The organism is Arenimonas alkanexedens (genome assembly GCF_054781355.1).
This window is the reverse complement of record NZ_BAAGUO010000003.1, coordinates 10,434-34,170: the sequence shown is the minus strand read 5'-3', so window position 1 is coordinate 34,170 and position 23,737 is coordinate 10,434. Positions and strand designations below refer to the sequence as shown.

The following is a 23,737-nucleotide window of genomic DNA, read 5'->3' as shown; positions in this document are numbered from 1 at the left end:
GGATTGGTATGCTCGGGAATCTAGCACAGGCCCCGTCGCGGCTTGGCACACACCAGGGGAACGTTCCATGTCGCAGCGTCGGGTATTGATCACGGGTGCGGGAAGCGGTTTGGGGCAGGCGCTGGCCATACGCTACGCAAGGGCCGGCGATCGGGTGGCCTGCGTGGATGTTGACGCGGCCCGCGCTGAACTGACCCGCGCCGCATTGCCGGGCAATGGTCACCTGACCATGGCCGCCAACGTTGCCAGCGACGATGCCATGGAGCAGGTGCACGAAACCGTAGCCCGCGAATGGGGTGGCCTGGACGTGCTGGTGAACAACGCCGGCATCGCGACCGGTGGCGCCATGGTGGAAACCACCATGGCTGAATGGCACAACGTGCTTGCCATCAACCTTTTGGGCGTGGTTCGCGGCTGCCGTTTGTTCCTGCCCGGAATGATCGCCGCGGGTCGGGGTCACGTCATCAATACCGCCAGCTACGCCGGACTGGCCGGGGCGCCCAGCATCATGAGCTACGGAGTGACGAAGGCCTCGGTGGTGGCGCTTTCTGAGCAGCTGCGCGCCGAAATGCACGGAAAAGGCATCAAGGTGAGCGTGCTGTGCCCGGGCTTCTTCCGCACCAACCTGCTGGAAAGCTGGCAGGGCAACCCGAAGCTGCGCGGTTTCGCGGAAAAGTTGATGGACACCTCGCCCGACACCCTGGACAGCGTTGCCGACGGTGTTTTTGCGGCGGTTGAGCGCGGCCAGTTCCTCATCATTCCGACCAAGCACGAGCCGATGCGCTGGCGGATCAAACGCTGGTTCCCTGAGCTCTACTTCTCGAACGTCATCAAGTACGCCCGGGCACGCGGCGCAGGCTCCTGACATGGACTGGATGATCTATGGCGCCAACGGTTACACGGGCCAGATGATGGTCGAGGAAGCCGTGCGCCGCGGCCTGCGCCCGGTGCTCGCGGGGCGCAGCGCGGCCTCGTTGCAGGCCATGGCGCAGAAACACGGACTGCCGGTACGCGCCTTTGCGCTCGACAACGCGCAGGCGCTGCGCAGCGGCCTCAACGGCATCGGACTGGTGCTGCACTGCGCGGGGCCGTTCTCGGCCACCTGCGAGCCGATGCTAGAGGCCTGCCTGGACGTCGGTGTGCACTACTTGGACATCACCGGCGAGATAGACGTGTTCGCCCATTGCCATGCCCAGGATGCGCGGGCGCGAGAGAAAGGCATCGTGGTGCTGCCGGGCTCCGGTTTCGACGTGGTGCCGACCGACTGCCTGGCCGCCCAGCTCAAGCGCGAGCTTCCAGGCGCGGATTCGCTGGTGCTGGCCTTCGAAGCCGGTGGCGGTCCCAGCCCCGGCACCGCCAAGACCAGCGTCGAGGGCCTGGGCAACGGCGGCCGCGCGCGCATCGAGGGCAAGCTGACCCGGGTGCCGTTGGCCTGGAAGACGCGGACCTTCGAGCGCGACGGCGAGCAGCGCTTCGCCATGACCATTCCCTGGGGCGACGTCTACACCGCTTACGTGTCCACCGGCATCGGCAACATCGAGGTCTACATGGGCGTGCCGCCGGGTACGGCCTCGAAGCTGCGCCGACTGCGTCTGCTGGGGCCGCTGCTGGGGCTTGGGCCGGTGCAGGCACTGCTCAAGCGGCAGGTCGCCAAGCGCGTGCGCGGCCCCTCGGGCGCCACTCGCGGCAAGACCGGCTGCGTGGTCTGGGGCGAGGCCCGCGACGCCGAGGGTCGCGAGGTCAGGCGCCGCCTGCGCACGCCCAACGGCTACGAAATCACCGTCACCGCCGCCCTGGGCATCGTCGCGCGGCTGCTGGACGGTCCGGCGCCGGCGGGCGGGTACTACACGCCGTCGGCCCTGATGGGTGCCGACTACGTGCTGGGCCTGCCCGGCGTGACCCTGGACTGAGCGATCCGGGCCGCCGCCGCTTGGCAGCGCCCCGCGTTGCCACTACGCTTCGCGTGCCCGATCCACGGGCCCACCTGGAGTAGAACCATGCGTACGCCCGCCATCGTCATCGGCGTCATCCTGCTCATCATCGGCGGTCTGATCGCCGGCGGCGTGTTCAAGTTCCAGAGTACCGAGAAGGTGGCCGACATCGGCCCGATCGAAATCAGCAAGACCGACACCAAGACCCCGCCCATCAACCTCGGCTGGATCCTGCTCGGCGCCGGCGCCATCGCGGTCGTGGTTGGCGTGGCAAGCAAGAAGTAAGCGGACGAAACCATGAATGCACCTGCATCCAACGCGACGCCGAAGCTCGGCCCGCTTTCAACCCTGATCTTCGCGTCGCGCTGGCTGCAGCTGCCGCTCTACCTGGGCCTGATCCTGGCCCAGTGCGTCTACGTGTTCCTGTTCATGAAGGAACTGTGGCACCTGATTGCCGACGCCAACGTCCTCACCGAGATGGGGATCATGCTGCTGGTGTTGGGTCTGATCGATGTGGTGATGATCTCCAACCTGCTGGTGATGGTGATCGTGGGTGGCTACGAAACCTTCGTTTCGCGCCTGAACCTGCAAAACCACCCCGATCAGCCCGAATGGCTGAGCCACGTGAATGCCTCGGTGCTCAAGGTGAAGCTGGCGATGGCCATCATCGGCATTTCCTCGATCCACCTGCTCAAGACCTTCATCGAGGCCGGTGCGCTCGGTGGCGTGCCGCTTTGCAGCAGCCAGGCGGGCGTCGAAGCCATGCGCTTGATGATCGAGATTGGCTCGAAGGAGAAAGGCTGCACCAACGTCACCGCCATCGGCGTGATGTGGCAGACCATCATCCACACCATCTTCATCCTTTCGGCTATCGGCATTGCCTGGACCGACCGACTGATGTCGCATGCGGCGAAGCCTTCCGGCAAAGCCGCGCACTGACCCAACCCAGTGTAGGAGGGCCTTCAGGCCCGAAGCTTCTCGGCGAAGAGCTTCGGGCCTGAAGGCCCTCCTACATGCACGGGCAGTGCGGCGGGTAGCGCCGGTACAATGGCGCCATGGATGTCTCCCACCTGCTTGACGAACTGAACCCGGCCCAGCGCGAGGTCGTTTCCGCGCCGCCGGGCCATGCCCTGGTATTGGCTGGCGCCGGCTCGGGCAAGACCCGTGTCCTCACCCACCGCATCGGCTGGCTGCACGAAGTCGTCGGGGTGCCGGCGCACGGCATCCTCGCCGTCACCTTTACCAACAAGGCCGCCGCCGAGATGCGCGGCCGGGTCGAAGCGCTGCTGCGCAACGGCGCTCGCGGCATGTGGATCGGCACCTTCCACGGGCTGGCGCACCGGCTGTTGCGCCTGCACTGGCAGGAGGCCGGCCTGCCGGAGTCCTTCCAGGTGCTCGACCAGGACGATCAGGTGCGCTTGCTCAAGCGGATCAGCGCCGACCTCGAGCTCGACGACGGCCGTTTCCCGCCGCGCCAGATGGCCTGGTGGATCAATGCACAGAAAGACGAGGGACGTCGCCCGAAGCACATCCAGCCAGCCGGCGGCGATCTGTATGGCTCGACCATGCTCAAGGTCTACGAGGCCTACCAGGAGCGCTGCCAGCGTGCGGGGCTGGTCGATTTCGCCGAGCTGCTGCTGCGCGCGCACGAGCTGTGGCTCGAGCACCCGGCCCTGCTGAGCCACTACCAGCAGCGCTTCCGTCACCTGCTGGTGGACGAATTCCAGGACACCAACTCCATCCAGTACGCCTTCGTGCGCGTGCTGGCGGGCGATACCGGCGAGGTGTTCGTGGTCGGCGACGACGACCAGGCCATCTACGGCTGGCGCGGCGCAAAAGTCGAAAACGTGCAGCGTTTCCTGCGTGACTATGCCGGTGCCCGCACGCTCAAGCTCGAGCAGAACTATCGCTCCACCGGCAATATCCTGGCCGCGGCCAATGCGGTGATCACCCACAATCCGGATCGTCTGGGCAAAGAGCTGTGGACCGCGGACGGCGACGGCGAACAAATCGATCTGTTTGCCGCCTACAACGAGGTGGACGAGGCGCGCTTCGTCATCGACCGCATCCAGGCCTGGATCCGCGACGGCGGCAGCGCCGGCGACAATGCCGTGCTGTATCGCTCCAACGCCCAGTCGCGCGCGATCGAAGAACAGCTGGTGCAGGCCGGCCTGCCCTACCGCGTCTACGGCGGCCAGCGCTTCTTCGAACGCATGGAGATCAAGGACGCGCTGGCCTATCTGCGCCTGATGACCAACCGCAGCGACGATGCCGCCTTCGAGCGCGCCGTGAATACGCCGCCGCGCGGTATCGGCGGCAAGACCCTGGACGAAGTACGCCGCCACGCCCGCGAACAGGCGCTGCCGCTGTGGCATGCCGCCGTGGCGCTGTCGGAAGGCGGTGCGCTGCCTGGTCGCGCCCGCAACGCCCTGCGCGCCTTCGCCGAACTGGTGGATGGACTGGATGCTGGCAGCGAGGACCAGCCGCTGCATGAGCAGTTCGACCACGTCATTGTCACGTCCGGCCTGCGCGTCCACTACGCGCAGGAGTCGAAAGGCAGCCTCGACTCACGCGTCGAGAACCTGGACGAACTGGTCTCGGTGGCCAGTCGTTTCGAGCGTCGCGACGACGAAGCCAGCGCCGAGATGAGCGAACTGGTCGCCTTCCTAAGCTATGCCTCGCTCGAGGCTGGCGAAGGGCAGGCCGAGGCCGGCGAGGACGGCGTGCAGCTGATGACCCTGCACAGCGCCAAGGGCCTGGAGTTCCCGCAGGTGTTCCTGGTGGGCATGGAGGAAGGCCTGTTCCCGAGCGGCAAGTCCATCGAGGAAGCGGGCCGCCTGGAGGAGGAGCGCCGGCTGGCTTACGTCGGGCTTACCCGCGCGCGCCAAAAGCTGGTGCTGACCTACGCTGAATCGCGCCGCCTGCACGGCATGGAGATGTTCGGCACGCCCTCGCGCTTCCTGCGCGAAATCCCGCCGGCGCTGGTGCGTGAGATTCGCCCGAAAGTCAGCGTCAGCCGACCGTCCTACGGCGCGCCGCGCGCGGCCGCGCTGGAGACAGCGTCGGGCCCGATGTTGCGCCTGGGTCAGCGCGTCACCCACCCCAGCTTCGGCGAAGGCACGGTAATGGACGCCGAAGGCAGCGGCCCGCATGCGCGGGTGCAGGTGAACTTCGAACGCGGTGGCCCCAAATGGCTGGTCCTGGGCTACGCCAACCTAAGCCCCGCCTAAGCCGCACCCTGTAGGAGGGCCTTCAGGCCCGAAGCTGTTCGGCGAAGAGCTTCGGGCCTGAAGGCCCTCCTACAGGGGCGTCGGGCATACTTGGGGCCTGATTAACGGGGATGAATCCATGAAGCGACGTGAACTCCTGCGCGGTGCCGGCGTTGCCGCGGTGGCGACCGGCCTGGCGGCCTGTGGTGCACGCCCCGAGGCGGCTACGGCTACGGCGGCATCGACCGAGAAATTCGTCTGGAAAATGGTTACGTCCTGGCCCACCAACTTCCCGGGTCTGGGCACCGGCGCCGCGCGCCTGGCCGAAATGATCACGGCCGCCAGCGGCGGCCGCCTGTCGGTGAAGGTCTACGGCGCCGGTGAACTGGTGCCGGCCTTCGAAGTGTTCGACGCCGTGAGCCGTGGCACCGCCGAAATGGGTCATTCGGCAAGCTACTACTGGAAGGGAAAGGCGGCCGCCGCACCCTTCTTTTGCGCCGTTCCTTTCGGTCTCAACGCACAGGAAATGAACGGCTGGCTGTACGAGGGCGGCGGTCTTGAACTGTGGCGCGAACTGTACGCGCCCTTCGGCCTGCTGCCGTTCCCGGCCGGCAACACCGGCGTGCAGATGGCCGGCTGGTTCCGCAAGCCGGTGGCGTCACTGCGCGACCTGCAGGGCCTGAAGATGCGCATTCCCGGCTTGGGCGGCGAAGTGATGGCGCGCGTCGGCGCCACCCCGGTCAACCTGCCCGGCGCCGAGATCTTCAGTTCACTGCAGTCGGGCGCCATTGACGCCGCCGAATGGGTCGGTCCCTACAACGACCTGGCGTTCGGGCTGCACCGCGCGGCGAAGTATTGCTACTACCCGGGCTGGCAGGAGCCGGGGCCCACGCTCGAATGCATGGTCAACCAGGCGGCCTACGACACCTTGCCCGCCGACCTGCGCGAGATCGTCGCGCTGTGCTGCCGTGCCGTGAACGACGCCATGCTGGCCGAGTACACCGCACGCAACCAGCAGGCGCTGGACGTGCTGGTGCGCGAACATGAGGTCGAACTGCGCCAGCTGCCCGACGACGTGCTGCTGGCCCTGCGTCGCGCCTCGGACAAAGTGCTGGATGAAACCGCGGTCGCCGATCCGATGGCGCGTCGTGCGCTCGACTCGATGCGCAAGTTCCAGGCCCAGGCCAAGGCCTGGCATGCAGTGTCGGAAGAGGCCTTCTACGCCACCCGCGGCTAGGCGCGGGCGCTCAGCGGTACAGCCAGGCCGGCAGCGCCGTCGCAAGCGCCGGGAAGGTCGCCACCAGGGCCAGCATCAGCAGCTGCAGGCCGATAAAGGGCAGCACGCCGCGGTAAATGTCGCCGGTGGCCAGCCCGGGCGGCGCCACGCCGCGCAGGTAGAACAGCGCGAAGCCGAAGGGCGGGGTCAGGAACGAGGTCTGCAGGTTGATGGCCATCATCACGCCCAGCCATACCGGATCCACGCCCAGCCCCAGCAGCACGGGCCCGACGATCGGTACCACCACGAACACGATCTCGATGAAGTCGAGCACGAAGCCGAGCAGGAACATCAGCAGCATGACCGCCACCACCGCACCCCACTTGCCGCCCGGCAGCGCAGTGAGCGCTTCGTGCACCAGATCGTCGCCGCCGTAACCGCGGAACACCAGCGAGAACAGCGCCGCGCCAAGCAGGATGGCGAACACCATCGCGGTCACGCGCACCGTGTGCTCGCCGACTTCGCGCAGCCGGGCCCAGCCCAGTTGACCGTACAGCCCCGCGAAAACAGTGGCACCGACGGCGCCCACCGCCGCCGCTTCAGTGGCGGTGGCGATGCCGCCCAGGATCGAGCCCAGCACCAACAGGATCAGCGACAGCGCCGGTACGATCGCCTTCGCCAGAGCCAGCTTCCCGCGTGTCGTCGTCACGATCGCGGGCGCGCGCGCCGGCTGGCGCCATGCCACCCACAGCACGTAGACCAGATACAGGGTGACCAGGCCCAGGCCCGGAACCAGTGCGCCCGCGAACAGGTCGCCGACCGAAATCGTCTCGGGCGCGAACACGCCCTGACGCAGCTGCGCCTGCTGGTAGGCGTTGCCCAGCTGGTCGCCCAGCAGCACCAGCACGATCGAAGGCGGGATGATCTGGCCCAGGGTGCCGGATGCGCAGATGGCGCCGCTGGCCAGGCGCGGACAGTAGCCATGCCGCAGCATGGTGGGCAGTGAAATCAGGCCCATCGCCACCACCGTGGCGCCGACGATGCCGGTGGATGCCGCCAGCAGCGCGCCCACCAGCAGTACGGCGACCACGAGTCCCCCGCGGACCTGCCCGAAAAGTGACGCAACGGCCTCGAGCAGCGATTCCGCGATGCGGGATTTTTCCAGCATCACGCCCATGAAGACGAACAGCGGCACCGCGACCAGCGTTTCGTTGGTCATCACGCCGAACACGCGGTTCGGGAATGCCTCCAGAAAACTGGGATCGAAGCTTCCCAACACGATGCCCACGCCGGCCGCCAGCAGGGCCACACCGCCGAGCACGAAGGCGACCGGGAAGCCGCTGGCCAGGCCGGCGAACAGGCCCAGCATCAGCAGCACCAGCATCAGGATCTGTTGATCGTGGCCGCTCATCCGGCCTCGCGCGCCAGGGCCGGCGGCAGTGACCGCAGGGCAAGCGCCAGGCCCTGCAGGAACAGCAGCGCCGCCGACAGCGGCAGCAGCGACTTGAGCAAGTACCAGCCCGGCAGGCCGCCCGGGTCGCGCGAGCCTTCACCCGCCGCCCAGCTGGCCGCGACGTAGTCCCAGCTCATCGCCATCATGAACAGGCAGAACGGCAGCAACAGCAGGCCCGTCGCGATCAGGGTCACCCGGGCCCGGGTGCGCGGCGACCAGCGCTGGGAAAACACATCCACCCGCACATGTCCTTCGTGCCGCAGCGTATAGCCCAGGCCCAGCAGGAAGATGGCCGCGTGCAGCCACAGCATCGCTTCCTGCGCCGCCACCGAGCCCAGGCTGAAGGCATAGCGCGCCAGCACCAGCCCGAACACCAGCGCCACCAGGGCGACGGCCAGCCAGCCGGCCAGGCGGCCGGCGGCGTCGTTGACGGCGTCGACCGCGCGCAGCAGCGGTCCCAGCCGGCTCAATCCCATTCGTAGATGACCCAGTGCACCGGCTGGATGCGGGGGTCGCGCTCGTCACGGTTGAAGCGGCCGTTGCCGTCGGTGTCCATCAGGTAGTACGGCGGCCCGCGCTCGGGCGTGACCTTGACCATGTAAAGCACGCCGTTCTGGCGGTATTCCTCGACCCGGTCGCCGTTGTCCTGGACGCGAATGGCGACCTCGGGCACGGCGTCATCCACGGGCGCGGGCGCCTGCGCTTTTTCCGGGAGCGGAGCTTCTTCGCGCGGCGCGTCGGCCTGGCCCGACAGGGCCAGCAGCAGGGGGAGCAGGATGGCCATGGCAATGTCCTCACGCGGGCCTTCGAGAATGGCAAATGCGGGGCGGGCGCTCAAGGCCCGTGGGGCTTAAAATCCAGCCTTCGTCCAGAAAGGCCCCGCCATGTCCCGCCTCGTCCTGATCGACGGCTCGTCCTATCTGTTCCGGGCCTTCCATGCGCTGCCGCCGCTGACCGCCCCGGATGGCTCGCCCACCGGCGCCCTGTACGGCATCGTCAGCATGCTGCGCAACACGCTCAAGGAAGGCCCGGACTACACCGCCTTCGTGCTCGACGCCCCCGGACCGACCTTCCGCGACGCGCTGTACCCCGAGTACAAGGCCAACCGTCCGCCGATGCCGGACGACTTGCGCGCTCAGGTGGAGCCGATGAAGCAGATCGTCGAAGCGCTCGGCTTCCCGCTGCTGTGCGTGCCCGGGGTCGAGGCCGACGACGTCATCGGAACGCTGGCGCTGCAGGCGCATGCGGCCGGTATCCCGGTCACCATTTCCACCAGCGACAAGGACTTCGCCCAGTTGGTGCGACCCGGCATTACGCTTACCAACACCATGAGCGGCAGCGTGCTCGACGACGCCGGCGTGGTCGAGAAGTTCGGCGTGCGTCCGGACCAGATCATCGATCTGCTGGCTTTGATGGGCGACTCGGTCGACAACGTGCCCGGGATCGATAAGTGTGGCCCCAAGACCGCGGCAAAGTGGCTGGGTGAATACGACACGCTGGAGGCCGTGGTAGCCAACGCCGACAAGATCGGCGGCAAGATCGGCGACAACCTGCGCGCGGCGCTCGATCGCCTGCCGCTGAACCAGCAGCTGGTGACCATCAAGACCGATGTCGCCCTGGACCGCGCGCCGAACGAACTGACGCTGAAACCGCGCGACGTCGAGGCGCTGCGCGAGCTCTACACCCGCTGCGGCTTCGGTAGCGCCCTGCGCGAGCTCGACGGCGGCGCGGCGCCAATCGGCCGCGGTGCCCGGCCGGTGGCGGCGGCGGTGGCCGAGGAGGCGCCCGATCCTTCGTTGTCTGCGCCAGGCGAATACGAATGCATCCTAGACGCCGAGGCCCTGCAGGCCTGGGTCACGAAGCTGCAGGCGGCTCAGCTGGTGTCCTTCGACACCGAGACCGACTCGCTCGACCCGATGCGCGCCAACCTGGTCGGCCTGAGCTTCTGCATCGAGCCGGGCCACGCCTGCTACATCCCGGTTGCCCACGACTATCCCGGTGCGCCCGTGCAGCTCGATCGCGCCGCGGTGCTCGAGGCCCTGCGCCCGGTGCTCGAAGACGCCGGCAAGCCCAAGCTGGGCCAGCACGGCAAGTACGACCTGCACGTGCTGCGGCGGCACGGCGTGGTGGTGCGCGGCTACGCCGAAGACACCATGCTCGAGAGTTTCGTCTACAACGCCGGCGGCCAGCGCCACGACATGGACACGCTGGCGCAGAAGTACCTGGGCTACACCACCGTCAAGTACGTTGATGTCGCCGGCAAGGGCGCCAAGCAGATCCTGTTCTCGCAGGTCGCCCTGGACGACGCCACCCGCTACGCCGCCGAGGACGCCGACGTCACCCTGCGCCTGCACCGCGTGCTGTCGGCAAAGCTGGCCGCCGAGCCGACGCTGCAGGCGGTGTATCGCGACATCGAAATGCCTCTGGTGCCGGTGCTTACGCGCATGGAAGCGACCGGCGTGCTGATCGACGTGGTCGAACTTCGACGCCAGAGCGCCGACCTGTCGCAGCGCATGCTGGTCGCGCAGCAGCGCGCGCATGAACTCGCCGGCCGCAGCTTCAACCTCGACTCGCCCAAGCAGCTGGGCCAGCTGCTGTTCGAGGAGCTCAAGCTGCCGGCCCTGGTGAAAACCCCGACCGGCGCACCGTCCACCAACGAAGAAGCGCTGGAAGCGATCGCCGACCAGCATGAGCTGCCGCGCCTGGTGCTCGACTACCGGAGCCTGGCCAAGCTTCGCAACACCTATACCGACAAGCTGCCGGACATGGTCAATCCCGACACGGGTCGCGTCCACACCAGCTACCACCAGGCCGGCGCCGCCACCGGCCGCCTGAGTTCGAATGATCCGAATCTGCAGAACATCCCGATCCGCACCGAGGATGGTCGCCGCATCCGCACGGCGTTCATCGCGCCGGAGGGATGCCGCATCGTCGCCTGCGACTACTCGCAGATCGAACTGCGGATCATGGCCCATCTTTCGGGCGACCCCGGCCTGCTCAAGGCCTTCGAAGGCGGGTTGGACGTGCATCGCGCCACGGCGTCCGAAGTCTTCGACGTGCCGCTCGACCAGGTGGACGGCGACCAGCGACGCGCGGCCAAGGCCATCAACTTCGGCCTGATGTACGGCATGAGCGCCTTCGGGCTGGCCAAGCAACTGGGCATCGGCCGCGGCGAAGCGCAGGACTACATCGCGCTCTACTTCGGCAAATATCCCGGCGTGCGCGACTACATGGAGCGCATTCGCCAGCAGGCGCGCGAACAGGGCTACGTGGAAACGGTGTCCGGCCGCCGCCTGCAGCTCAACGAAATCCATTCGCGCAACCAGGCCCAGCGTGCCGGCGCCGAGCGCGCCGCCATCAACGCACCGATGCAGGGCACGGCCGCCGACATCATCAAGCGGGCGATGGTCTCGGTGCAGGCCTGGCTGGACGGGCAGGGCGATCGGGCGCGGATGATGATGCAGGTGCACGATGAACTGGTGTTCGAAGTCGACGCCGATTTCGTGGAAACCCTGGTGGATGAGGTGCGCCGGCGCATGGTTGCCGCGGCCGAGCTGCGGGTGGCCCTGGTGGTGGACGTGGGGACGGGTTCCAACTGGGAAGAGGCGCACTGAAGCGTGACCTAATTCTCCTTATTAATCAGTGGCTTGAAAAATCCATGAATGCGTCCTGAACTAATTCCCGAACCTGCGAAGCTATTCACGAACTTCTCATGGTTTGGGGGGTCTACTAGGGGCGTCGGATGCAAGGTCCGACGCAGGATCACTCCCTCCCCTGAGTGGATCCAACCGGGAACCGGGCTCTCCCCAGCCTTAGGTTCCCAACCCCTGACCCCGCGGGCTTCCCCTGGCCCGCGGGGTTTTTATTGGCTATTTGGATTTCAGTGTTGAACTGACTGGCAGGCCCCCGTAAGGCCTGGGTTTGGGAGGGATGGTGCAGGCGTGGATTCCGGGGAAGGCGATCTGCAGCCAAGATGTGGATTCCGGGTCCGCCAGTCAGTTGAAGCCCTCCGGCCAATCCGCCTACGATGGCTGAGCCTTCACCACTCGCAGGTCCAGATGAGACTGATCGTGGCGTTCCTCGCTTGCCTGCTCGCCATACCGCCTGCATCCGCATCTGATCCGGGATCGGCTGGATTGGAACGCATCGAGTCAATCCTGGAGGGTCGGGATGGGGAGATTGACCTGCTGGAAGCCAAGCTGGCCATCGATAGCCTGATTTCGCCGAAGGCTAATCCAGCCTCAGTCCGCCTCCAGATTGACGCTTTGGTCGCCAGCGTGAAGGCCCGCATTCCCGCCGGAGCATCGAACCTTGGCAAGACCAATGTGCTGCTGTCGACCCTGTACGAACCAGGCGCTTGGAATGGCGGCAGGCCGTTCCAGTACGACTTAGATGACCCGGTGGGCCGAGACCTTCAGAACAAACTGCTCTCGGTCTATCTGACGACTCGCAAGGGGAACTGCGTCTCGATGCCGATTCTCTTTGCGATCGTTGGCCAGCGCCTGGGCCTGCCGGTGACCCTCGCTACCGCACCCAGCCACGTGCTGGTCAAGTTCCGCGGTGATGATGGCGCTTGGCTGAACGTGGAGGCCACGGCGGGCGGCTTCAAATATGACAGCAGCTACGAACGTGAGACCGGCATCTCACCTCGGGCCACCGAAACCGGGATCTACCTGCGGCCGCTTAGCCGCCGGGAATCCGTGACGGTAATGATGATCTCGCTAATGGAGCACTACGGCAAGACTGGCCTTCATACCCAGCGCATCGCCGCGGCAGACTTGGCCCTCAAGGTCGATCCGCGCGATGTGGTGGCCATGCAGCACAAGGGCGCGGCCTACTACCTACTGCTGCAGCAGCGCTTCGTGCGTCCGTATCCCGATCCGAACCAAATTCCTGCCCACCAGCGGGCCGAATTTCTCAGCGTTAGCCAAGAGAACCTGCGCTGGTATGCTGAGGCCGAGCGGCTCGGCTGGACACCACCGTCGCCGGAGCAGGAAGCAAGGTATCTAGAATCGATTCGACGCGAGAAGAAGACTCGAGAGGCGAGGAACTGACCGATGAATGCTAAGAATTCAGTTGTGATGACCGGCATCCTGGTCATGATCTGCGGCGGCGCCGAGGCTCGTTTCTTGTCCGTAGATCCGGTGAAAGCGGATCAGCGGGACGGCGCGAACTTCAATCGCTACTGGTACGCGAATAACAACCCCTATCGGTTTACTGACCCGGATGGGCGGGAAGTTGTCGCGAATACCCCCGAGGAGGGGCGGCGCATTGCCGGATGGATCAATGAGAGGGCTCAAGGCACGTACGCCTTCAGCTCCGACAACCGATTGGTACGGACCAGCGAGGGAACGCCAAGTGAAACCAGGTCTGGCAGCTACTCGCGGGAGCTAGATACTGCAATTGCGAGCGACAAAACCGCCACGATGTTTGTGCGGCAGACGATCGCCGATAGGACATCGGGCACTGATGTCGATATTGACGTCCACCTGAAAGGAGGAGCCACCGGGAGAGTTGGAGGAGGTATCGAGGTCTACATTACTGGCAACGACTCCGTCGGGACCGCGCAAGACGGTAGCAGCTACCTAAATACCGCCGCTGACACCGTCATGCATGAATTTACGGCGCATGTCTTGCCGATGATGGGGCATCCCAACACCGGCAACGGAATCGAGAACGAAAACAATCTTCGGCGCGAGATTCAGGGGCTTCCGGAACGAAAGGTACTTCCTCATCCCGAAACACGGGACTAAGGTGATGCGCAACTTCCCTTCACGCGTGTCGATACTTCCTTTGATTCCATTATTGGCGAGTTGGCTATTCGCATCTTCTGCTGCGGCCTACGAACTCCGAAAGATTTCAGTGGAAGAACAGGTCACAAGCTCCGAATTCATAATGGTCGTAAAAGTCGGAGAGGCAGGCCCCGTCGATGCGGAGCGGGGTGTTCACGGATCAGTGACTCTTGCTGTAGAAAGCATGGTCAAGGGAGACCCGCCATCTGGTCTTGTCGTACTGATTACGAAGGGACATCTTGTAGAAGCGGATCCCGACTGCTGCGAGGCTTCTGGGCGCTACTTGGTTTTTGCGAACAGACGAGCAGACGGGCTCTTCTATGCCTCAAACGGTCCGTTGAGTACATTCCGAATAGAGGATGAGTTCGTCCTCAAATGGCCTGATGGAATGACTGATGAGCCCTGCAAGCTCAATGAAATAGTTGAGCTTATAGATCGTGTGGGATAGGTTGGCACTGAGGAGTGACCAGCCTGCTCCTAGGCCAAAACGGCGAATTCTCGAACTAGCTGGTCGAGATCATTGGCAATTCGCTCATCTTCTAGGTCGTAGTAGCCTTCATTGGTCAGCCACTCGACCCGGGGAAATGTCGGCCCTCGGCGCACGCGGTTTCCAGAGGCCGCTGGCAGTCTAGGACGGAAACCTCCGGTCGCACGACTGTACCCAAGATATCCCTGGTTTCCGTCGCTGGCCAGATCGGCGTCATAGTCCGACAGGTCGACAGCCTGCCCGCGCTTGCCGTACAGCAGCTTCACTCGCATGACTTCGAACCCATAGCCGCGCCCCGTCCGCTGGAGCAGTTTGGAGATGCCGTTCGCCGCTTCGGTGAACGCGTGCGTATTCCGGCCAGGTTGACCTCTGATTCCGGTTGACTTTGACCAGCACGCGCGAAACCGCCGGTCATGAACAGCAGAGACTAAAAGACCAATAGAAGAAAGCCCTTCGGACCGTTGCTGTTCCTTTATTGGGGCGATCATCGACGGCCCCCGTGCCCGTGTTCCTACAATGAAGCCACACACAAAGCAGACAGAATCTTCGCATCAATGCTGCCGTCTTGTGGGCTCTGCATTGTGGCGTTCGGCGTGCGGGAGTACGTGAGAGCCTCGCCGCGAGCTACGGGCCGAGTGAACACCTCTTCATCGACTATTGCCTGCGTACCATTGCGGCAGTCGAAGCGTTGCCGGCGCTTGAGGCTACGGATAGCATTTTCGGTGTCTTCATTCGGATTGACACCCAAGTTGATTATAAGAGTCGCTTCGCCGGAACCGTTTGACAACATCGATCGTTCATGATCGATCATGACCTGCACTTCGGCATCCCGGTAGATCATCGACCTTGTCTTGGCCGAAGGCGACAGAGCGGCGCATTCCGCAGCGGTAAGCCTGGCAGCGGATTCTTCGCTAGCACTACAGGATCGGCTAGTAGCTTGCGCACCTGCGTTATCGGATGGCAGAAGAAATATCAAAGACATGGCTGCGTAACCAATTACCTTCATGCAGATGCCAAAAGAAACGGGATCATTCTTCATCTTGTTGTCTCCAGTCGCGTGGAACCTAAATGGAGGCGAGACTCGCCAGTAGCCAGCTATCGATGACGCGTAAATGGCCCCGATCAAACAGCTGCAAAGGCATTGCGCGTTCGGAGTAGCTAAATTTCAGACAACTGAAACAGCGAATCGTCCTCCGGCCAAACCTCGCCAGCGAAAGTCGCGCCCTCGATTGAGTCGATAGTCCCGTCCTCGGTGATTATTAGAGTAAAGATCGCGCCCTCGGAAAGGTTCGGATGCTCTGCGACGGCAGTAAGCGGTGATTGAGATGTTCTCGCAAGCGAATCTATTCGCGAAGGTGCAAACTCAGTAATAAATCCGGCGCCATCAATCTCGCGTTTGGTGACAACGAGCCCACCCACTATTCCCTCTACTTCATCCTCAGCGAGGCGTTGGCGCAACATCTCTGCCAAGGCTAGACGTTCCGCAGCACTTATCAACAAGCCACTCATAGCCTTGTCCTTGCAGTGGCAACCCTTAGCGTTCCGTCTATGATCCTTCCAGATACATATACATCGTGACCAGCTACCCTCACTAAGCTTGTTCTTATCACGGTGCCGTTCGCGGCTCCATTTGCCAGAGTTTGAGCGGCACGGTGAATCTGGACCATTGCCGCCTCCTGAGAGCCAGCGGCCTTCACGATATCGTCTAGAAAATGTTTTGGCTTGAAAACGTGAGTTAGGCCGTTGGGGTTATAACCGGCTTTTCGCAAGATGCTGATTGCTTCGAGTGCTCGCGCAGTTGCCGGTGTTACGTTTCCGCCCATCAATTCGGCCGTATAGATCGCATCTTCCCAATTGCCTTTGCGTATCTCATCCCTAATCTTGGCGTCGACCGTATCCCTTGGGGTTATCCCGCCACCGCCCCCGCCGCCGCCGCTTGCGCTAGCGAGGTACTGTGAGCCACTCCCGGCTGATGAACTTTCCTGCGCCTTACGGTCTTCCCGGGCAGCCGCACGTGCCTCTGGCTCATTCTGCGTTGCGCCCTCCGTGGCGCTCGGACAGCCCGTCCGACTCCCCGTGCAGGTTGTTTCCTGTCGCCCGTTCGGGTCGACGAACCGATATGGGTTGTTCGCCGCGTACTGGTATCGATTGAATCCGCCTCCCGTCACGGGATCAACTGTCACCGGATCGACGCTCAAGAATCTACCGATCTTCTGGTCGTAGTAGCGCTGCTGCATCCGCAACTTTTCGCATTTCCGACGATCCCATTAGCGTTGGTGACGCTGTGGCGCGGATTCCTTGAACTTTGCGAATATCTCGGCGGCAACAAGCGTTTTCTCGCATTCAGTACCAGCTATACAAATCGCTAGATGAGTGGCGATCGCGCTAGCAGCCATATCCAGCTTCACTTCTTCGCGCAGCGGCGCAAGTAACTCCAAACTACAGTCCTTCGTCAGCGCAACCCTCACAACCCGCCACTTGCTATCTCGCCACTCAATGTCCGGCATCCTTCGAATATTGGCTCCAGTCGCCAGACGATCTTTACAGTTTTTGTTTTCTAGGATGTAGCCTGGCTCGTCACTCCAAAATGGTTCAGAAATTTGCCAAACCCAGCGGTCGGTTTCCGGATCACGTTGCTCAGAACTCAAGCCAAACGAATTCGTCAGAAGGCACCAAGCCCCGCGATTGAAAGTACAGGTTACAGGCGGTTCCTGCGGGATCTCCACCTCACTTCTCGGAGTCTCGTGGCATCCCACGAGCAGCAGCAACAATGCAAGCATTCTCATGAGCAAGCTCCGTTCGAGACTCCGCCTGCGCAGCCTACTTTGGCGGAAGGTGCCTGAAGGATCTCTCGCCTCGTCTGATCATTTGCAGGCCCGACATTGTCGCCCATCGCGCCGGGCGTTGCTGGTACACCTCCAGGGATCCGTTGGCCACTTACGTCAACACCTCCGCCACGCTGGTCTCCCGCGCCTGCAGCGTGTCCCAGTTCGTGGGATACAACATCGGCACCTGCCGTCCCTCGTAGATCCACGGCCCTGCCACCGATCTTGCTGGTCGTGGACGTAGTAGTTTGCGGATTGACGGTCACGACGTTGACATTCTCGTTCGTTAGTGAACCGAGGGAGAAAGGCACTTCGATCGCCACCGCCGTTACCGTCACCTTGACGCCGTCGATGACGGTCGCGCCCGAGAATCTGGCATTGAAGTCGGCTGCGACCTGAGCACCAGTGAAAGCTGCGACACCGTGCGGATCAGATACCGCGAATGGAACGACTACTGTTGCCGTGTTTTCTGATGACCAGAAGATCTGGTGAGCGCGCCCGTCCGGATCGACAAATCGGTATGGGTTGTTGTTGGCGTAGAAGTAGCGATTGAACATGGCCCCAGAGTTCGGATCCGTCGTCACCGGGTCGACGCTCAGGAACCTCCCGATCGCTGGATCGTAATAGCGCTGAACACTCTGACCCGACGCGGGTTCCGCCTGACGCTGCGATCAACCCTTGATGCGGTGCGGGCTGCGGTCGCCAAATTGCCTTGATGCACCTCCTGTGGTTCGGGCAAAAACCCTTGATGCGACTTTCGACCGGCAGCGTGGGCACGTCAAGTAGCCTGGCTTCGGATCGGCAAGCACATCGTGGCGTCCCGGTTATCCGGTTCGGCTTCAGCCGGTGGCGATGCTCGGCTTCGACCAGGTTGATGGTCAGCAGGAAGGAAGTTCAGCCACACGTCGACCGTCCCGGGGTGTCGGGGCAGCGCCCCGACGGTGACGCTTCGGATCGCGATCGCTGGGCTGCCGTTTCGGTTCCCAGGGCGACGTTCCTCGGGAAGCGACGACCCTGTCCCTGCTGACCAGCGCGTGGCCCGGACCTGGCCGAAGCTGCGGCCGCTGCCCACGCGCAGCTCGCGGACCCGCCGACGCGGGCGCGGAACGCGCACCACATGACGTGGGTGGGTGTGCGCAGCACATGCGCCCACACGTACCGTTGGGTGATCGGCTGTTGCTCTTCCGGGGGCGCAAGACATGAACGCGTGTTATGCGAAGCGCCGGTCTGTCACAGCGCTTGCCTGCAAGCAACCCCTTGGCCAAAGGCAGCATTGCAAGCGCTGTGACAGACCGGCGCTTTGCATAACGCCGCGTTATGTTCAATCGCCCGCAGGGCGATTGACCCCCGGACTAATACCGCTCTGCGCGCTGCGAAGCAGGGCGCTGACCGACTCGCTCTTTACTCCCCGGTCGCCGGTAGGCTCGGCCGGGCGATGCGACGTCGGCTTGAACGGCGAAGCCGTTAAGCCGCGTCGCCCGGATCGTCGACGTCGCCGGCGTTGTCCAGGTCACGCAGCAGCTTCGCCGCCGGGTGCGTCGCCGCATGCACCGCGTGCAGCCTCGCGATCGACACGTGCGTGTAGCGCTGCGTGCTGGTGATCTGGCCGTGGCCCAGGATCTCCTGCACGTGGCGGATGTCGGCGCCGTTGTCCAACATCGCCGTGGCCATGGTGTGCCGGAACAGGTGGCAGGCGCCTCGTTTCTCGATCCCGGCTTGCTTGAAGTAGTCGCGCACACGCCAACTCAACCCATCGGGAGACAGGGGATTTCCATACTGGTTCAGGAACAGATGTCGCTCTGTGGGGTCGCTCAGCAGCTCAGGTCTTGCTTCACGTTCGTACTTCGTCACCCAGGCCAGCGCCCGCTCCCCGATCGGCACGAACCGATCCTTGCGTCCCTTGCCCAGCCGCACGTGCAGCGTGCCGCGGGTTCTATCCAGATCGGATTGGTGCAGGTTGGTCAGCTCCACCCGGCGGATGCCCGTGGCGTAGAACAGCTCCAGGCAGGCCCGGTCGCGCAGGCCGTCGGCGGTGGCGATGTCGGGCAAGGCCAGGACGGTCTCCATTTCGTCCAGCGTCAGCGGCTCGCGCAAGTCGTCGGTGCGGCGGGGCAGCTCCAGGTCGGCGGCGGGGTTCGATGTGATCACCTTGTGCCGCACCAGCCAGCGGAAGAACATTTCCACGGTGAACAGGGCGATGCGCTGGCCGTTGATCGCGATCGGGGCGCCGTTGGCCTTGCGGTACAGGAACAGGTGGCGCTGGAACCGTGCCAGGTGCGCGTGGGTGACGGCCTGGGGCTGCTCGATGCCCCGCTCGGTGCACCAGCTGTGGAAGTGGGCCAGGCGGCTCCTGCGCGTTCGCTGATCGGCCAGGCTGCGGTGCTGGGTTTCCAGGTGCTGCAGGTAGCGGCGGATCCAGGCCGACAGGCTGTCCGGGGGCGACGGCGCCAGCAGCTGGGCCAGCCGCTCGGTGCGCTTGCCGGCCATCAGTGATCGGCCGTGGCATGGCCATTGACCTTCCTGCTACGTGGCTTTTGGGCGGGTATCGGTGCCGTGGTGCGGTTGAGCGCTATTTTCCCGGCGTCTTTGGCTGATTTCGTGCTGCGCAAGGTGGCTGCAGGGTCACCGCAAGCGGGCCGCAAGGTCCCCGCAGGGTCGGGGGTTTTACCCCGCAAGGTGGCCGCGTTGCCCCGCAAGGTCGGGGCCGCCTGCGTGCTGGCCAGCCCCATCAGCTGCGCGGCGTCGTCCTCGCTGTGGCCGTCGAACCCCAGGCTGTAGGTGTACAGGCTGCCGTTCTGGCCACTGTGCAGGCGCACGTACTCCAGTGCCACCAGCCGCTCCAGGTGCACGCGCAGCTGCGTGTCCGACAAGCCCAGCACGCCGCGCACCGTGCGCCGGGTGAACCGCACGGCAGCCCGCTCGATGCCCTGCGTCTTCGCTTGCTCGCTCACCCACGCATCCAGAGCCGCCAGCACCCGCCGCGTCTGCGGCGGCAGCTCGTCCAGGCTGCGGCCCAGCACCGCGTGGGCCAGCCGGTTGGCCAGCGCGATGTCGCCTTGCGTCACCTCGATGTACTCGACGGCGGCGCCGTCGACCTCCACCGTCTGCACGGGCCGCTGGTTCTGGTGCAGCAGCGCGATCGCGTCGATCAGCGCCAGGTACTTCACGTGGTCCCTGCGCAGGCGCACCCGGTCGCTGGCGAACGTCAGGCTCTCGGCATAGGGGTTCACCACCGCCAGCGGCCGCAGCAGCGTCTGCGCGGCGCGGTGGGCCTGCAGCACCTGGCCGGCCCGAACGTTCGCCTGCAGCCCGGCCAAGGTCCGCGCCTGGCGCTGGCGCTGCTGGATCGCTGCGGTCTGTTCGGGGGTTTCGTTGATCGTCAGCACCAGGCAGCGGTTGAGCAGCTCCTCGTCGATGTCGATCGCCGTCGTGGTCAGGCACAGCATCACCGGGCCCTGCACCCGGTAGTCCGATGTCACCAGCTTGCCCGTGGCCGGGTCCTTGCCGGTGCTGGCGATGGTCAGCTCGCCCTGGCTCTGCAGCAGCTTCAGGGCGTACGCGGCCTGGCGCACGCCTTCTTCCTCGGCGATGGCCAGGATCTTGTGCTTCAGATCCCCTTCGCCCAGGTAGAACAGCGACTGGCCGGTCATCGCGCTGTAGTGCACCCGCTGGCGTTCGGGCATCAGGCTCAACAGCGCGTCCATCAGCGTCGACTTGCCGGCCGCGCTGGTGGACTGGATCAGGATCGCCAGGGGTTTGGCCAGCAGGCGCGACACCATGGCCAGATAGCCCACCAGGGCGTTCGTGCCTTCGCCCACCACGCCGATGGCCTCGACGTCGATGGCGATGCGCTCAGCCAAGGCCGGGTCACGCAGCAGGGCCAGGCCGGCGGCTTCCTGGTCAGGCGTCAGCGTGGGCTCCGCGCTCGATGCGTCCGGCTGCAGCGCGCCGCGGATCGCCGCCTCCTGCAGCGGCTCGAGCGCGATCACCAGCGCCGCCAGATCGCCGGCAATCACCGGCTCGGCCACGCCCAGCTCCAGCGCCGCCGCCTTCACGAACGCACTGCGGGCCCGCGCCTGGTACAGGTCCAGCGTGTCCAGGTGCAGGTGCTCACCGCACGCCAGCCGCAGCGTCACCTTCAGCACCTCGGCGCTCAGGTTCCGCGCCAGGCCGCGCACGCGGTAGTGGCGCGGGCCGCGGGCCAGGCGGATGTCGTCGTCGCCGGCGATCACGGCCGCGGTAGGCGTAGAAGCGGCCGCCTGGGCGGGCAGCCGTGGAGCGGACAAGTCCGCTTCACGGGTCCGCGGATCGGCAGGGGGCAAGGTCGGCATGGCGGTCTCCCTCAAAAACCTGTCAAGCCCCTGGCGCAACTTTTCTGCGACAAAAGACCGGGACAGCAGCGTGTACGAATATCGTACACTCTAGGCCATGCCCCAGCCCCGAGCAAGCGCCATGTACGAAAACCGGGTTTACTCTCCGGAGCGGTCACCCACCGGAACCGCCGCCATGTCCAAGCACGCCGACCCACAGACCCAAGGGTTCGGGGAACGCCTCGCGCTGCTGCGCAAGGCCGCCGGCTACACCCAGCAGCAACTCGCCGACGAGATCGGCGCCAGCCGGCGCCAGGTCGCCTACTACGAGGGCGAGTCGGAACATCCGCCGGCCGGGCTGCTGATCGCGCTGGCGCAGGCACTCAATGTCACTACCGATGAACTGCTCGGCGTACACACCGGGCGACGCGCCAAGGTCGCCATGCCCGCTGTCAGCACGCGGCTCGAGCGCCGGCTCAAGATGATCGAGCGGATGCCGCCCAAGCCCAAGCAGCAACTACTCGGGCTGATCGATACATTCTTGGCAGCATCAGGGCAGGCCAAATCCTGAACAGACACAGCGAAAACGCCAAGCTATCTGGCCGCACATCATCATCTAAGAAAGCCTCAGCATCTGCCAAAAACCGCGAAGACGAATATGACTCCTGAGCCCTACTACACGGTGATAAACACCACGATCGGCAAGGATCCAGCTGTCGTTGTTGTCAATTCTGCGCTGCGAGCGTTTAGGGATTACGACGCCTTTCCTTGGCACTTGAGAATTGGAATTGAGTGCAAGGATCTAGGGGCTAACGGCATGCCTACTAATGAAGAAGGCAAAGCGCTTCATCTTTTGGAAGACGAAATTACTAGGCCGCTGCAAGCCAACAACAATGCGATTTTTCTGGCGCGAATAACCGCGCGAGGCGAACGAGTGCTTCTGTTTCGGGTAAGCAATCCGGAAACGGCCAGCGATACGCTCCAAGCGCTGGCTTCGGAATCATTGCCATTGCGCGAGTGGGACTATCACATGGAGCAAGACGTTACTTGGGAACTGGCCCGCCCTGAACTTCAACTCCTGGGAAAAGACCCGCGCTTCACTTAGCGCGGGCCACTCCTCCACCTAGCAGCCAAACTCTTTCTTGCACGCGGTCTGATATGTCTCGCTTTTAGGGTTCGTGGGTGCCACGCCATTGATCTTGTTGCCAGAAGTGCCACCTTGCGATTGCGCACCGCCATTCTGGTCAATTAGCTGCTGCTCGCGACCACGAGCGGCATCCGGATTCGTTGTGTTCTTGTCCACCCTGGCTGGGCCGTAGCCTTCAGCTGTTTTTGCCTGATGGTCCGGCTTCGCGGTTCTCGCGGCAACTTGCTGCTCAGGCGTTCCTTTTCCGCTAGTCCTTCCCCCGTAAGTAGTGCCGTCACCTTTCTCGCGGGTATAGGTTGTGTGAGTTTTTCCTGCATTCGCTGCCATCCTTAAAGGAACAAGCAGTCTTGCCGGAGGCAATGCTGCTGCCAGTGCTTCACCGGAAGAAGCGCTCACTGGTTGTTCGCCCGGTGCAGGCGCATTCGCAGGCTCTGAATATGTGATCAGTCCGATCACAAACGGAATCAAGCAAACAGGACAACGGCCGTCGGGGTCAGTGAACTTGTAGGGATTGTTGTAACCATACGCATAGCGGTTGAAATGCCGCATGTCGCCGTTGTCGAGCGCGGTCACAGGATCAACGCTCAAGAACCGCCCCACCGCCGGATCGTAATAGCGCTGAACACTCTGACCCGACGCGGGTTCCGCCTGGTGCTGCGATCAACCCTTGATGCAATGCGGCCTGCCGTCGCTCGATCGCCTTGATGCACCTCCTGTGGTTCGGGCCAAAACCCTTGATGCGACTTTCGGCCGGCAGCGCGGGCGCGTCAAGCGGCCTGGGCGTCGGATCGGCAAGCACGTTGCGGCGTCCCGATCAGCGCGCTCGGCTTCAGCCGGCCACCAGGTTCGGCTTCGACCAGATCATTGGTCATCAGGAAGAGGGTTTGGCCACGCGTCGACCGTCCCGGGGTGTCGGGGCAGCGCCCCGACGATGACGCTTTTGATCCCGATCGCCACGCCGCCGGTTCGGTTCCCAGGGCGATGATCCTGGGGCAGCGATGATCCTTCCTCCCTGCTGACCGGCGCGTGGCCCGGATGTGGCCGAAGCCGTGGACGCTGCCCACGCGCAGCTCGCGGACCGTGGGATGCGGGCGCGGAACGCGCACCACATGACGTGGGTGGGTGTGCGCAGCACACGCGCCCACACGTACCGTTGGGTGATCGGCTCTTGATCTTCCGGGGGCGCAAGACATGAACGCGTGTTATGCGAAGCGCTGGGCTGGCGCAGCGCTTGCCTGCGAGCAACCCCTTGGCCAAAGGCAGCATTGCAAGCGCTGTGACAGACCGGCGCTTTGCATAACGCCGCGTTATGTTCAATCGCCCGCAGGGCGATTGACCCCCGGACTAATACCGCTCTGCGCGCTGCG

Annotated in this window: 22 protein-coding genes and 2 pseudogenes; 12 read left to right on the top strand and 12 right to left on the bottom strand. The window is 64.2% G+C overall.

Features of this window, described 5'->3' with window-relative positions; all coding sequences use genetic code 11:
• Positions 1-67: 67 nt before the first annotated feature.
• The 6 genes from ACYVGY_RS08170 to ACYVGY_RS08145 all read left to right on the top strand — a co-directional run bounded on the left by ACYVGY_RS08170 (position 68) and on the right by ACYVGY_RS08145 (position 6,377).
• Positions 68-865, top strand: a complete 798-nt coding sequence (locus tag ACYVGY_RS08170) for an SDR family NAD(P)-dependent oxidoreductase (RefSeq protein ID WP_460456993.1) — start codon at positions 68-70, stop codon at positions 863-865.
• A 1-nt stretch (position 866) separates the two neighbouring features.
• A complete protein-coding gene (locus ACYVGY_RS08165; protein ID WP_460456992.1) occupies positions 867-1,910 on the top strand; it encodes a saccharopine dehydrogenase family protein in 1,044 nt (347 codons plus the stop codon).
• Between the two features lie 87 nt (positions 1,911-1,997).
• Positions 1,998-2,216, top strand: coding sequence for a hypothetical protein (locus ACYVGY_RS08160; protein WP_460456991.1), 219 nt, complete (start codon positions 1,998-2,000; stop codon positions 2,214-2,216).
• Between the two features lie 12 nt (positions 2,217-2,228).
• Positions 2,229-2,870 carry a TIGR00645 family protein gene (locus ACYVGY_RS08155; RefSeq protein ID WP_460456990.1) on the top strand — a complete coding sequence of 214 codons (642 nt, stop codon included), beginning with the start codon at positions 2,229-2,231 and terminating at the stop codon, positions 2,868-2,870.
• A gap of 116 nt (positions 2,871-2,986) precedes the next feature.
• Positions 2,987-5,161 (top strand): DNA helicase II, encoded by a 2,175-nt coding sequence (uvrD, locus tag ACYVGY_RS08150; RefSeq protein ID WP_460456989.1) that lies wholly within the window; start codon positions 2,987-2,989, stop codon positions 5,159-5,161.
• A gap of 118 nt (positions 5,162-5,279) precedes the next feature.
• Entirely contained in the window at positions 5,280-6,377 is a 1,098-nt protein-coding gene (locus tag ACYVGY_RS08145; RefSeq protein WP_460456988.1) for a TRAP transporter substrate-binding protein, read from the top strand.
• A gap of 10 nt (positions 6,378-6,387) precedes the next feature.
• On the opposite strand, the gene ACYVGY_RS08140 is transcribed toward ACYVGY_RS08145, so the two are convergent.
• Genes ACYVGY_RS08140 through ACYVGY_RS08130 form a run of 3 tightly spaced genes read right to left on the bottom strand, consistent with a single transcriptional unit; the run spans position 6,388 to position 8,593 of the window.
• On the bottom strand, positions 6,388-7,767 hold the full coding sequence (locus ACYVGY_RS08140; protein WP_460456987.1) for a TRAP transporter large permease: 1,380 nt from the start codon (positions 7,765-7,767) through the stop codon (positions 6,388-6,390).
• Positions 7,764-8,279: a TRAP transporter small permease subunit gene (locus ACYVGY_RS08135; RefSeq protein WP_460456986.1), complete on the bottom strand. Its 516-nt coding sequence runs from the start codon at positions 8,277-8,279 to the stop codon at positions 7,764-7,766. Before ACYVGY_RS08135 ends, ACYVGY_RS08140 begins: the two co-directional genes overlap by 4 nt.
• Entirely contained in the window at positions 8,276-8,593 is a 318-nt protein-coding gene (locus ACYVGY_RS08130) for a DUF2782 domain-containing protein (protein ID WP_460456985.1), read from the bottom strand. The genes ACYVGY_RS08135 and ACYVGY_RS08130 overlap by 4 nt, the downstream gene beginning before the upstream one ends.
• 100 nt (positions 8,594-8,693) lie before the next feature.
• On the opposite strand from ACYVGY_RS08130, the gene polA reads away from it, so the two are divergent.
• From polA to ACYVGY_RS08110, 4 genes are all read left to right on the top strand, one after another.
• Positions 8,694-11,423: a DNA polymerase I gene (gene polA / locus ACYVGY_RS08125; RefSeq protein ID WP_460456984.1), complete on the top strand. Its 2,730-nt coding sequence runs from the start codon at positions 8,694-8,696 to the stop codon at positions 11,421-11,423.
• Between the two features lie 444 nt (positions 11,424-11,867).
• Positions 11,868-12,863, top strand: a complete 996-nt coding sequence (locus ACYVGY_RS08120) for a transglutaminase family protein (protein WP_460456983.1) — start codon at positions 11,868-11,870, stop codon at positions 12,861-12,863.
• Positions 12,864-12,866: 3 nt separating this feature from the next.
• Positions 12,867-13,562, top strand: a complete 696-nt coding sequence (locus tag ACYVGY_RS08115) for an RHS repeat-associated core domain-containing protein (RefSeq protein ID WP_460456982.1) — start codon at positions 12,867-12,869, stop codon at positions 13,560-13,562.
• A 4-nt stretch (positions 13,563-13,566) separates the two neighbouring features.
• Entirely contained in the window at positions 13,567-14,049 is a 483-nt protein-coding gene (locus tag ACYVGY_RS08110; RefSeq protein WP_460456981.1) for a hypothetical protein, read from the top strand.
• A 29-nt stretch (positions 14,050-14,078) separates the two neighbouring features.
• On the opposite strand, the gene ACYVGY_RS08105 is transcribed toward ACYVGY_RS08110, so the two are convergent.
• The 8 genes and pseudogenes from ACYVGY_RS08105 to ACYVGY_RS08070 all read right to left on the bottom strand — a co-directional run bounded on the left by ACYVGY_RS08105 (position 14,079) and on the right by ACYVGY_RS08070 (position 21,244).
• On the bottom strand, positions 14,079-14,576 hold the full coding sequence (locus ACYVGY_RS08105) for a hypothetical protein (RefSeq protein WP_460456980.1): 498 nt from the start codon (positions 14,574-14,576) through the stop codon (positions 14,079-14,081).
• Between the two features lie 23 nt (positions 14,577-14,599).
• The gene (locus ACYVGY_RS08100; RefSeq protein ID WP_460456979.1) at positions 14,600-15,127 is read right to left on the bottom strand and encodes a surface-adhesin E family protein; all 528 of its coding nucleotides are present in this window, start codon (positions 15,125-15,127) and stop codon (positions 14,600-14,602) included.
• A gap of 119 nt (positions 15,128-15,246) precedes the next feature.
• Positions 15,247-15,597 (bottom strand): hypothetical protein, encoded by a 351-nt coding sequence (locus ACYVGY_RS08095; protein ID WP_460456978.1) that lies wholly within the window; start codon positions 15,595-15,597, stop codon positions 15,247-15,249.
• Positions 15,594-16,325: an RHS repeat-associated core domain-containing protein gene (locus ACYVGY_RS08090; RefSeq protein WP_460456977.1), complete on the bottom strand. Its 732-nt coding sequence runs from the start codon at positions 16,323-16,325 to the stop codon at positions 15,594-15,596. Before ACYVGY_RS08090 ends, ACYVGY_RS08095 begins: the two co-directional genes overlap by 4 nt.
• 30 nt (positions 16,326-16,355) lie before the next feature.
• On the bottom strand, positions 16,356-16,874 hold the full coding sequence (locus ACYVGY_RS08085) for a hypothetical protein (RefSeq protein ID WP_460456976.1): 519 nt from the start codon (positions 16,872-16,874) through the stop codon (positions 16,356-16,358).
• Positions 16,871-17,536 (bottom strand): annotated as a pseudogene (locus ACYVGY_RS08080) (RHS repeat-associated core domain-containing protein); the annotation flags it as partial. The pseudogene ACYVGY_RS08080 and the gene ACYVGY_RS08085, both read right to left, overlap by 4 nt.
• Before the next feature lie 841 nt (positions 17,537-18,377).
• Positions 18,378-19,400, bottom strand: coding sequence for a site-specific tyrosine recombinase XerC (xerC, locus tag ACYVGY_RS08075; RefSeq protein WP_460456975.1), 1,023 nt, complete (start codon positions 19,398-19,400; stop codon positions 18,378-18,380).
• Positions 19,400-21,244: a hypothetical protein gene (locus ACYVGY_RS08070; protein ID WP_460456974.1), complete on the bottom strand. Its 1,845-nt coding sequence runs from the start codon at positions 21,242-21,244 to the stop codon at positions 19,400-19,402. Before ACYVGY_RS08070 ends, xerC begins: the two co-directional genes overlap by 1 nt.
• Before the next feature lie 175 nt (positions 21,245-21,419).
• On the opposite strand from ACYVGY_RS08070, the gene ACYVGY_RS08065 reads away from it, so the two are divergent.
• Together ACYVGY_RS08065 and ACYVGY_RS08060 are read left to right on the top strand one after the other, a co-directional pair.
• Positions 21,420-21,794, top strand: a complete 375-nt coding sequence (locus ACYVGY_RS08065) for a helix-turn-helix domain-containing protein (RefSeq protein WP_460456973.1) — start codon at positions 21,420-21,422, stop codon at positions 21,792-21,794.
• Positions 21,795-21,881: 87 nt separating this feature from the next.
• Positions 21,882-22,328 carry a DUF695 domain-containing protein gene (locus ACYVGY_RS08060; protein WP_460456972.1) on the top strand — a complete coding sequence of 149 codons (447 nt, stop codon included), beginning with the start codon at positions 21,882-21,884 and terminating at the stop codon, positions 22,326-22,328.
• Between the two features lie 18 nt (positions 22,329-22,346).
• Here ACYVGY_RS08060 and ACYVGY_RS08055 read toward each other — a convergent pair.
• A pseudogene (locus tag ACYVGY_RS08055) lies at positions 22,347-22,982 on the bottom strand (RHS repeat-associated core domain-containing protein); the annotation flags it as partial.
• Positions 22,983-23,737: the final 755 nt, after the last annotated feature.

Bases quoted from the DNA above. Each gene is read 5' to 3' on its own strand.
- ACYVGY_RS08170 (WP_460456993.1), top strand. From the start codon at position 68: ATGTCGCAGCGTCGGGTATTGATCACGGGTGCGGGAAGCGGTTTGGGG.
- ACYVGY_RS08165 (WP_460456992.1), top strand. From the start codon at position 867: ATGGACTGGATGATCTATGGCGCCAACGGTTACACGGGCCAGATGATG.
- ACYVGY_RS08160 (WP_460456991.1), top strand. From the start codon at position 1,998: ATGCGTACGCCCGCCATCGTCATCGGCGTCATCCTGCTCATCATCGGC.
- ACYVGY_RS08155 (WP_460456990.1), top strand. From the start codon at position 2,229: ATGAATGCACCTGCATCCAACGCGACGCCGAAGCTCGGCCCGCTTTCA.
- uvrD (WP_460456989.1), top strand. From the start codon at position 2,987: ATGGATGTCTCCCACCTGCTTGACGAACTGAACCCGGCCCAGCGCGAG.
- ACYVGY_RS08145 (WP_460456988.1), top strand. From the start codon at position 5,280: ATGAAGCGACGTGAACTCCTGCGCGGTGCCGGCGTTGCCGCGGTGGCG.
- ACYVGY_RS08140 (WP_460456987.1), bottom strand. From the start codon at position 7,767: ATGAGCGGCCACGATCAACAGATCCTGATGCTGGTGCTGCTGATGCTG.
- ACYVGY_RS08130 (WP_460456985.1), bottom strand. From the start codon at position 8,593: ATGGCCATCCTGCTCCCCCTGCTGCTGGCCCTGTCGGGCCAGGCCGAC.
- polA (WP_460456984.1), top strand. From the start codon at position 8,694: ATGTCCCGCCTCGTCCTGATCGACGGCTCGTCCTATCTGTTCCGGGCC.
- ACYVGY_RS08120 (WP_460456983.1), top strand. From the start codon at position 11,868: ATGAGACTGATCGTGGCGTTCCTCGCTTGCCTGCTCGCCATACCGCCT.
- ACYVGY_RS08115 (WP_460456982.1), top strand. From the start codon at position 12,867: ATGAATGCTAAGAATTCAGTTGTGATGACCGGCATCCTGGTCATGATC.
- ACYVGY_RS08110 (WP_460456981.1), top strand. From the start codon at position 13,567: ATGCGCAACTTCCCTTCACGCGTGTCGATACTTCCTTTGATTCCATTA.
- ACYVGY_RS08105 (WP_460456980.1), bottom strand. From the start codon at position 14,576: ATGATCGCCCCAATAAAGGAACAGCAACGGTCCGAAGGGCTTTCTTCT.
- ACYVGY_RS08100 (WP_460456979.1), bottom strand. From the start codon at position 15,127: ATGAAGAATGATCCCGTTTCTTTTGGCATCTGCATGAAGGTAATTGGT.
- ACYVGY_RS08095 (WP_460456978.1), bottom strand. From the start codon at position 15,597: ATGAGTGGCTTGTTGATAAGTGCTGCGGAACGTCTAGCCTTGGCAGAG.
- ACYVGY_RS08090 (WP_460456977.1), bottom strand. From the start codon at position 16,325: ATGCAGCAGCGCTACTACGACCAGAAGATCGGTAGATTCTTGAGCGTC.
- ACYVGY_RS08085 (WP_460456976.1), bottom strand. From the start codon at position 16,874: ATGAGAATGCTTGCATTGTTGCTGCTGCTCGTGGGATGCCACGAGACT.
- xerC (WP_460456975.1), bottom strand. From the start codon at position 19,400: ATGGCCGGCAAGCGCACCGAGCGGCTGGCCCAGCTGCTGGCGCCGTCG.
- ACYVGY_RS08070 (WP_460456974.1), bottom strand. From the start codon at position 21,244: ATGCCGACCTTGCCCCCTGCCGATCCGCGGACCCGTGAAGCGGACTTG.
- ACYVGY_RS08065 (WP_460456973.1), top strand. From the start codon at position 21,420: ATGTCCAAGCACGCCGACCCACAGACCCAAGGGTTCGGGGAACGCCTC.
- ACYVGY_RS08060 (WP_460456972.1), top strand. From the start codon at position 21,882: ATGACTCCTGAGCCCTACTACACGGTGATAAACACCACGATCGGCAAG.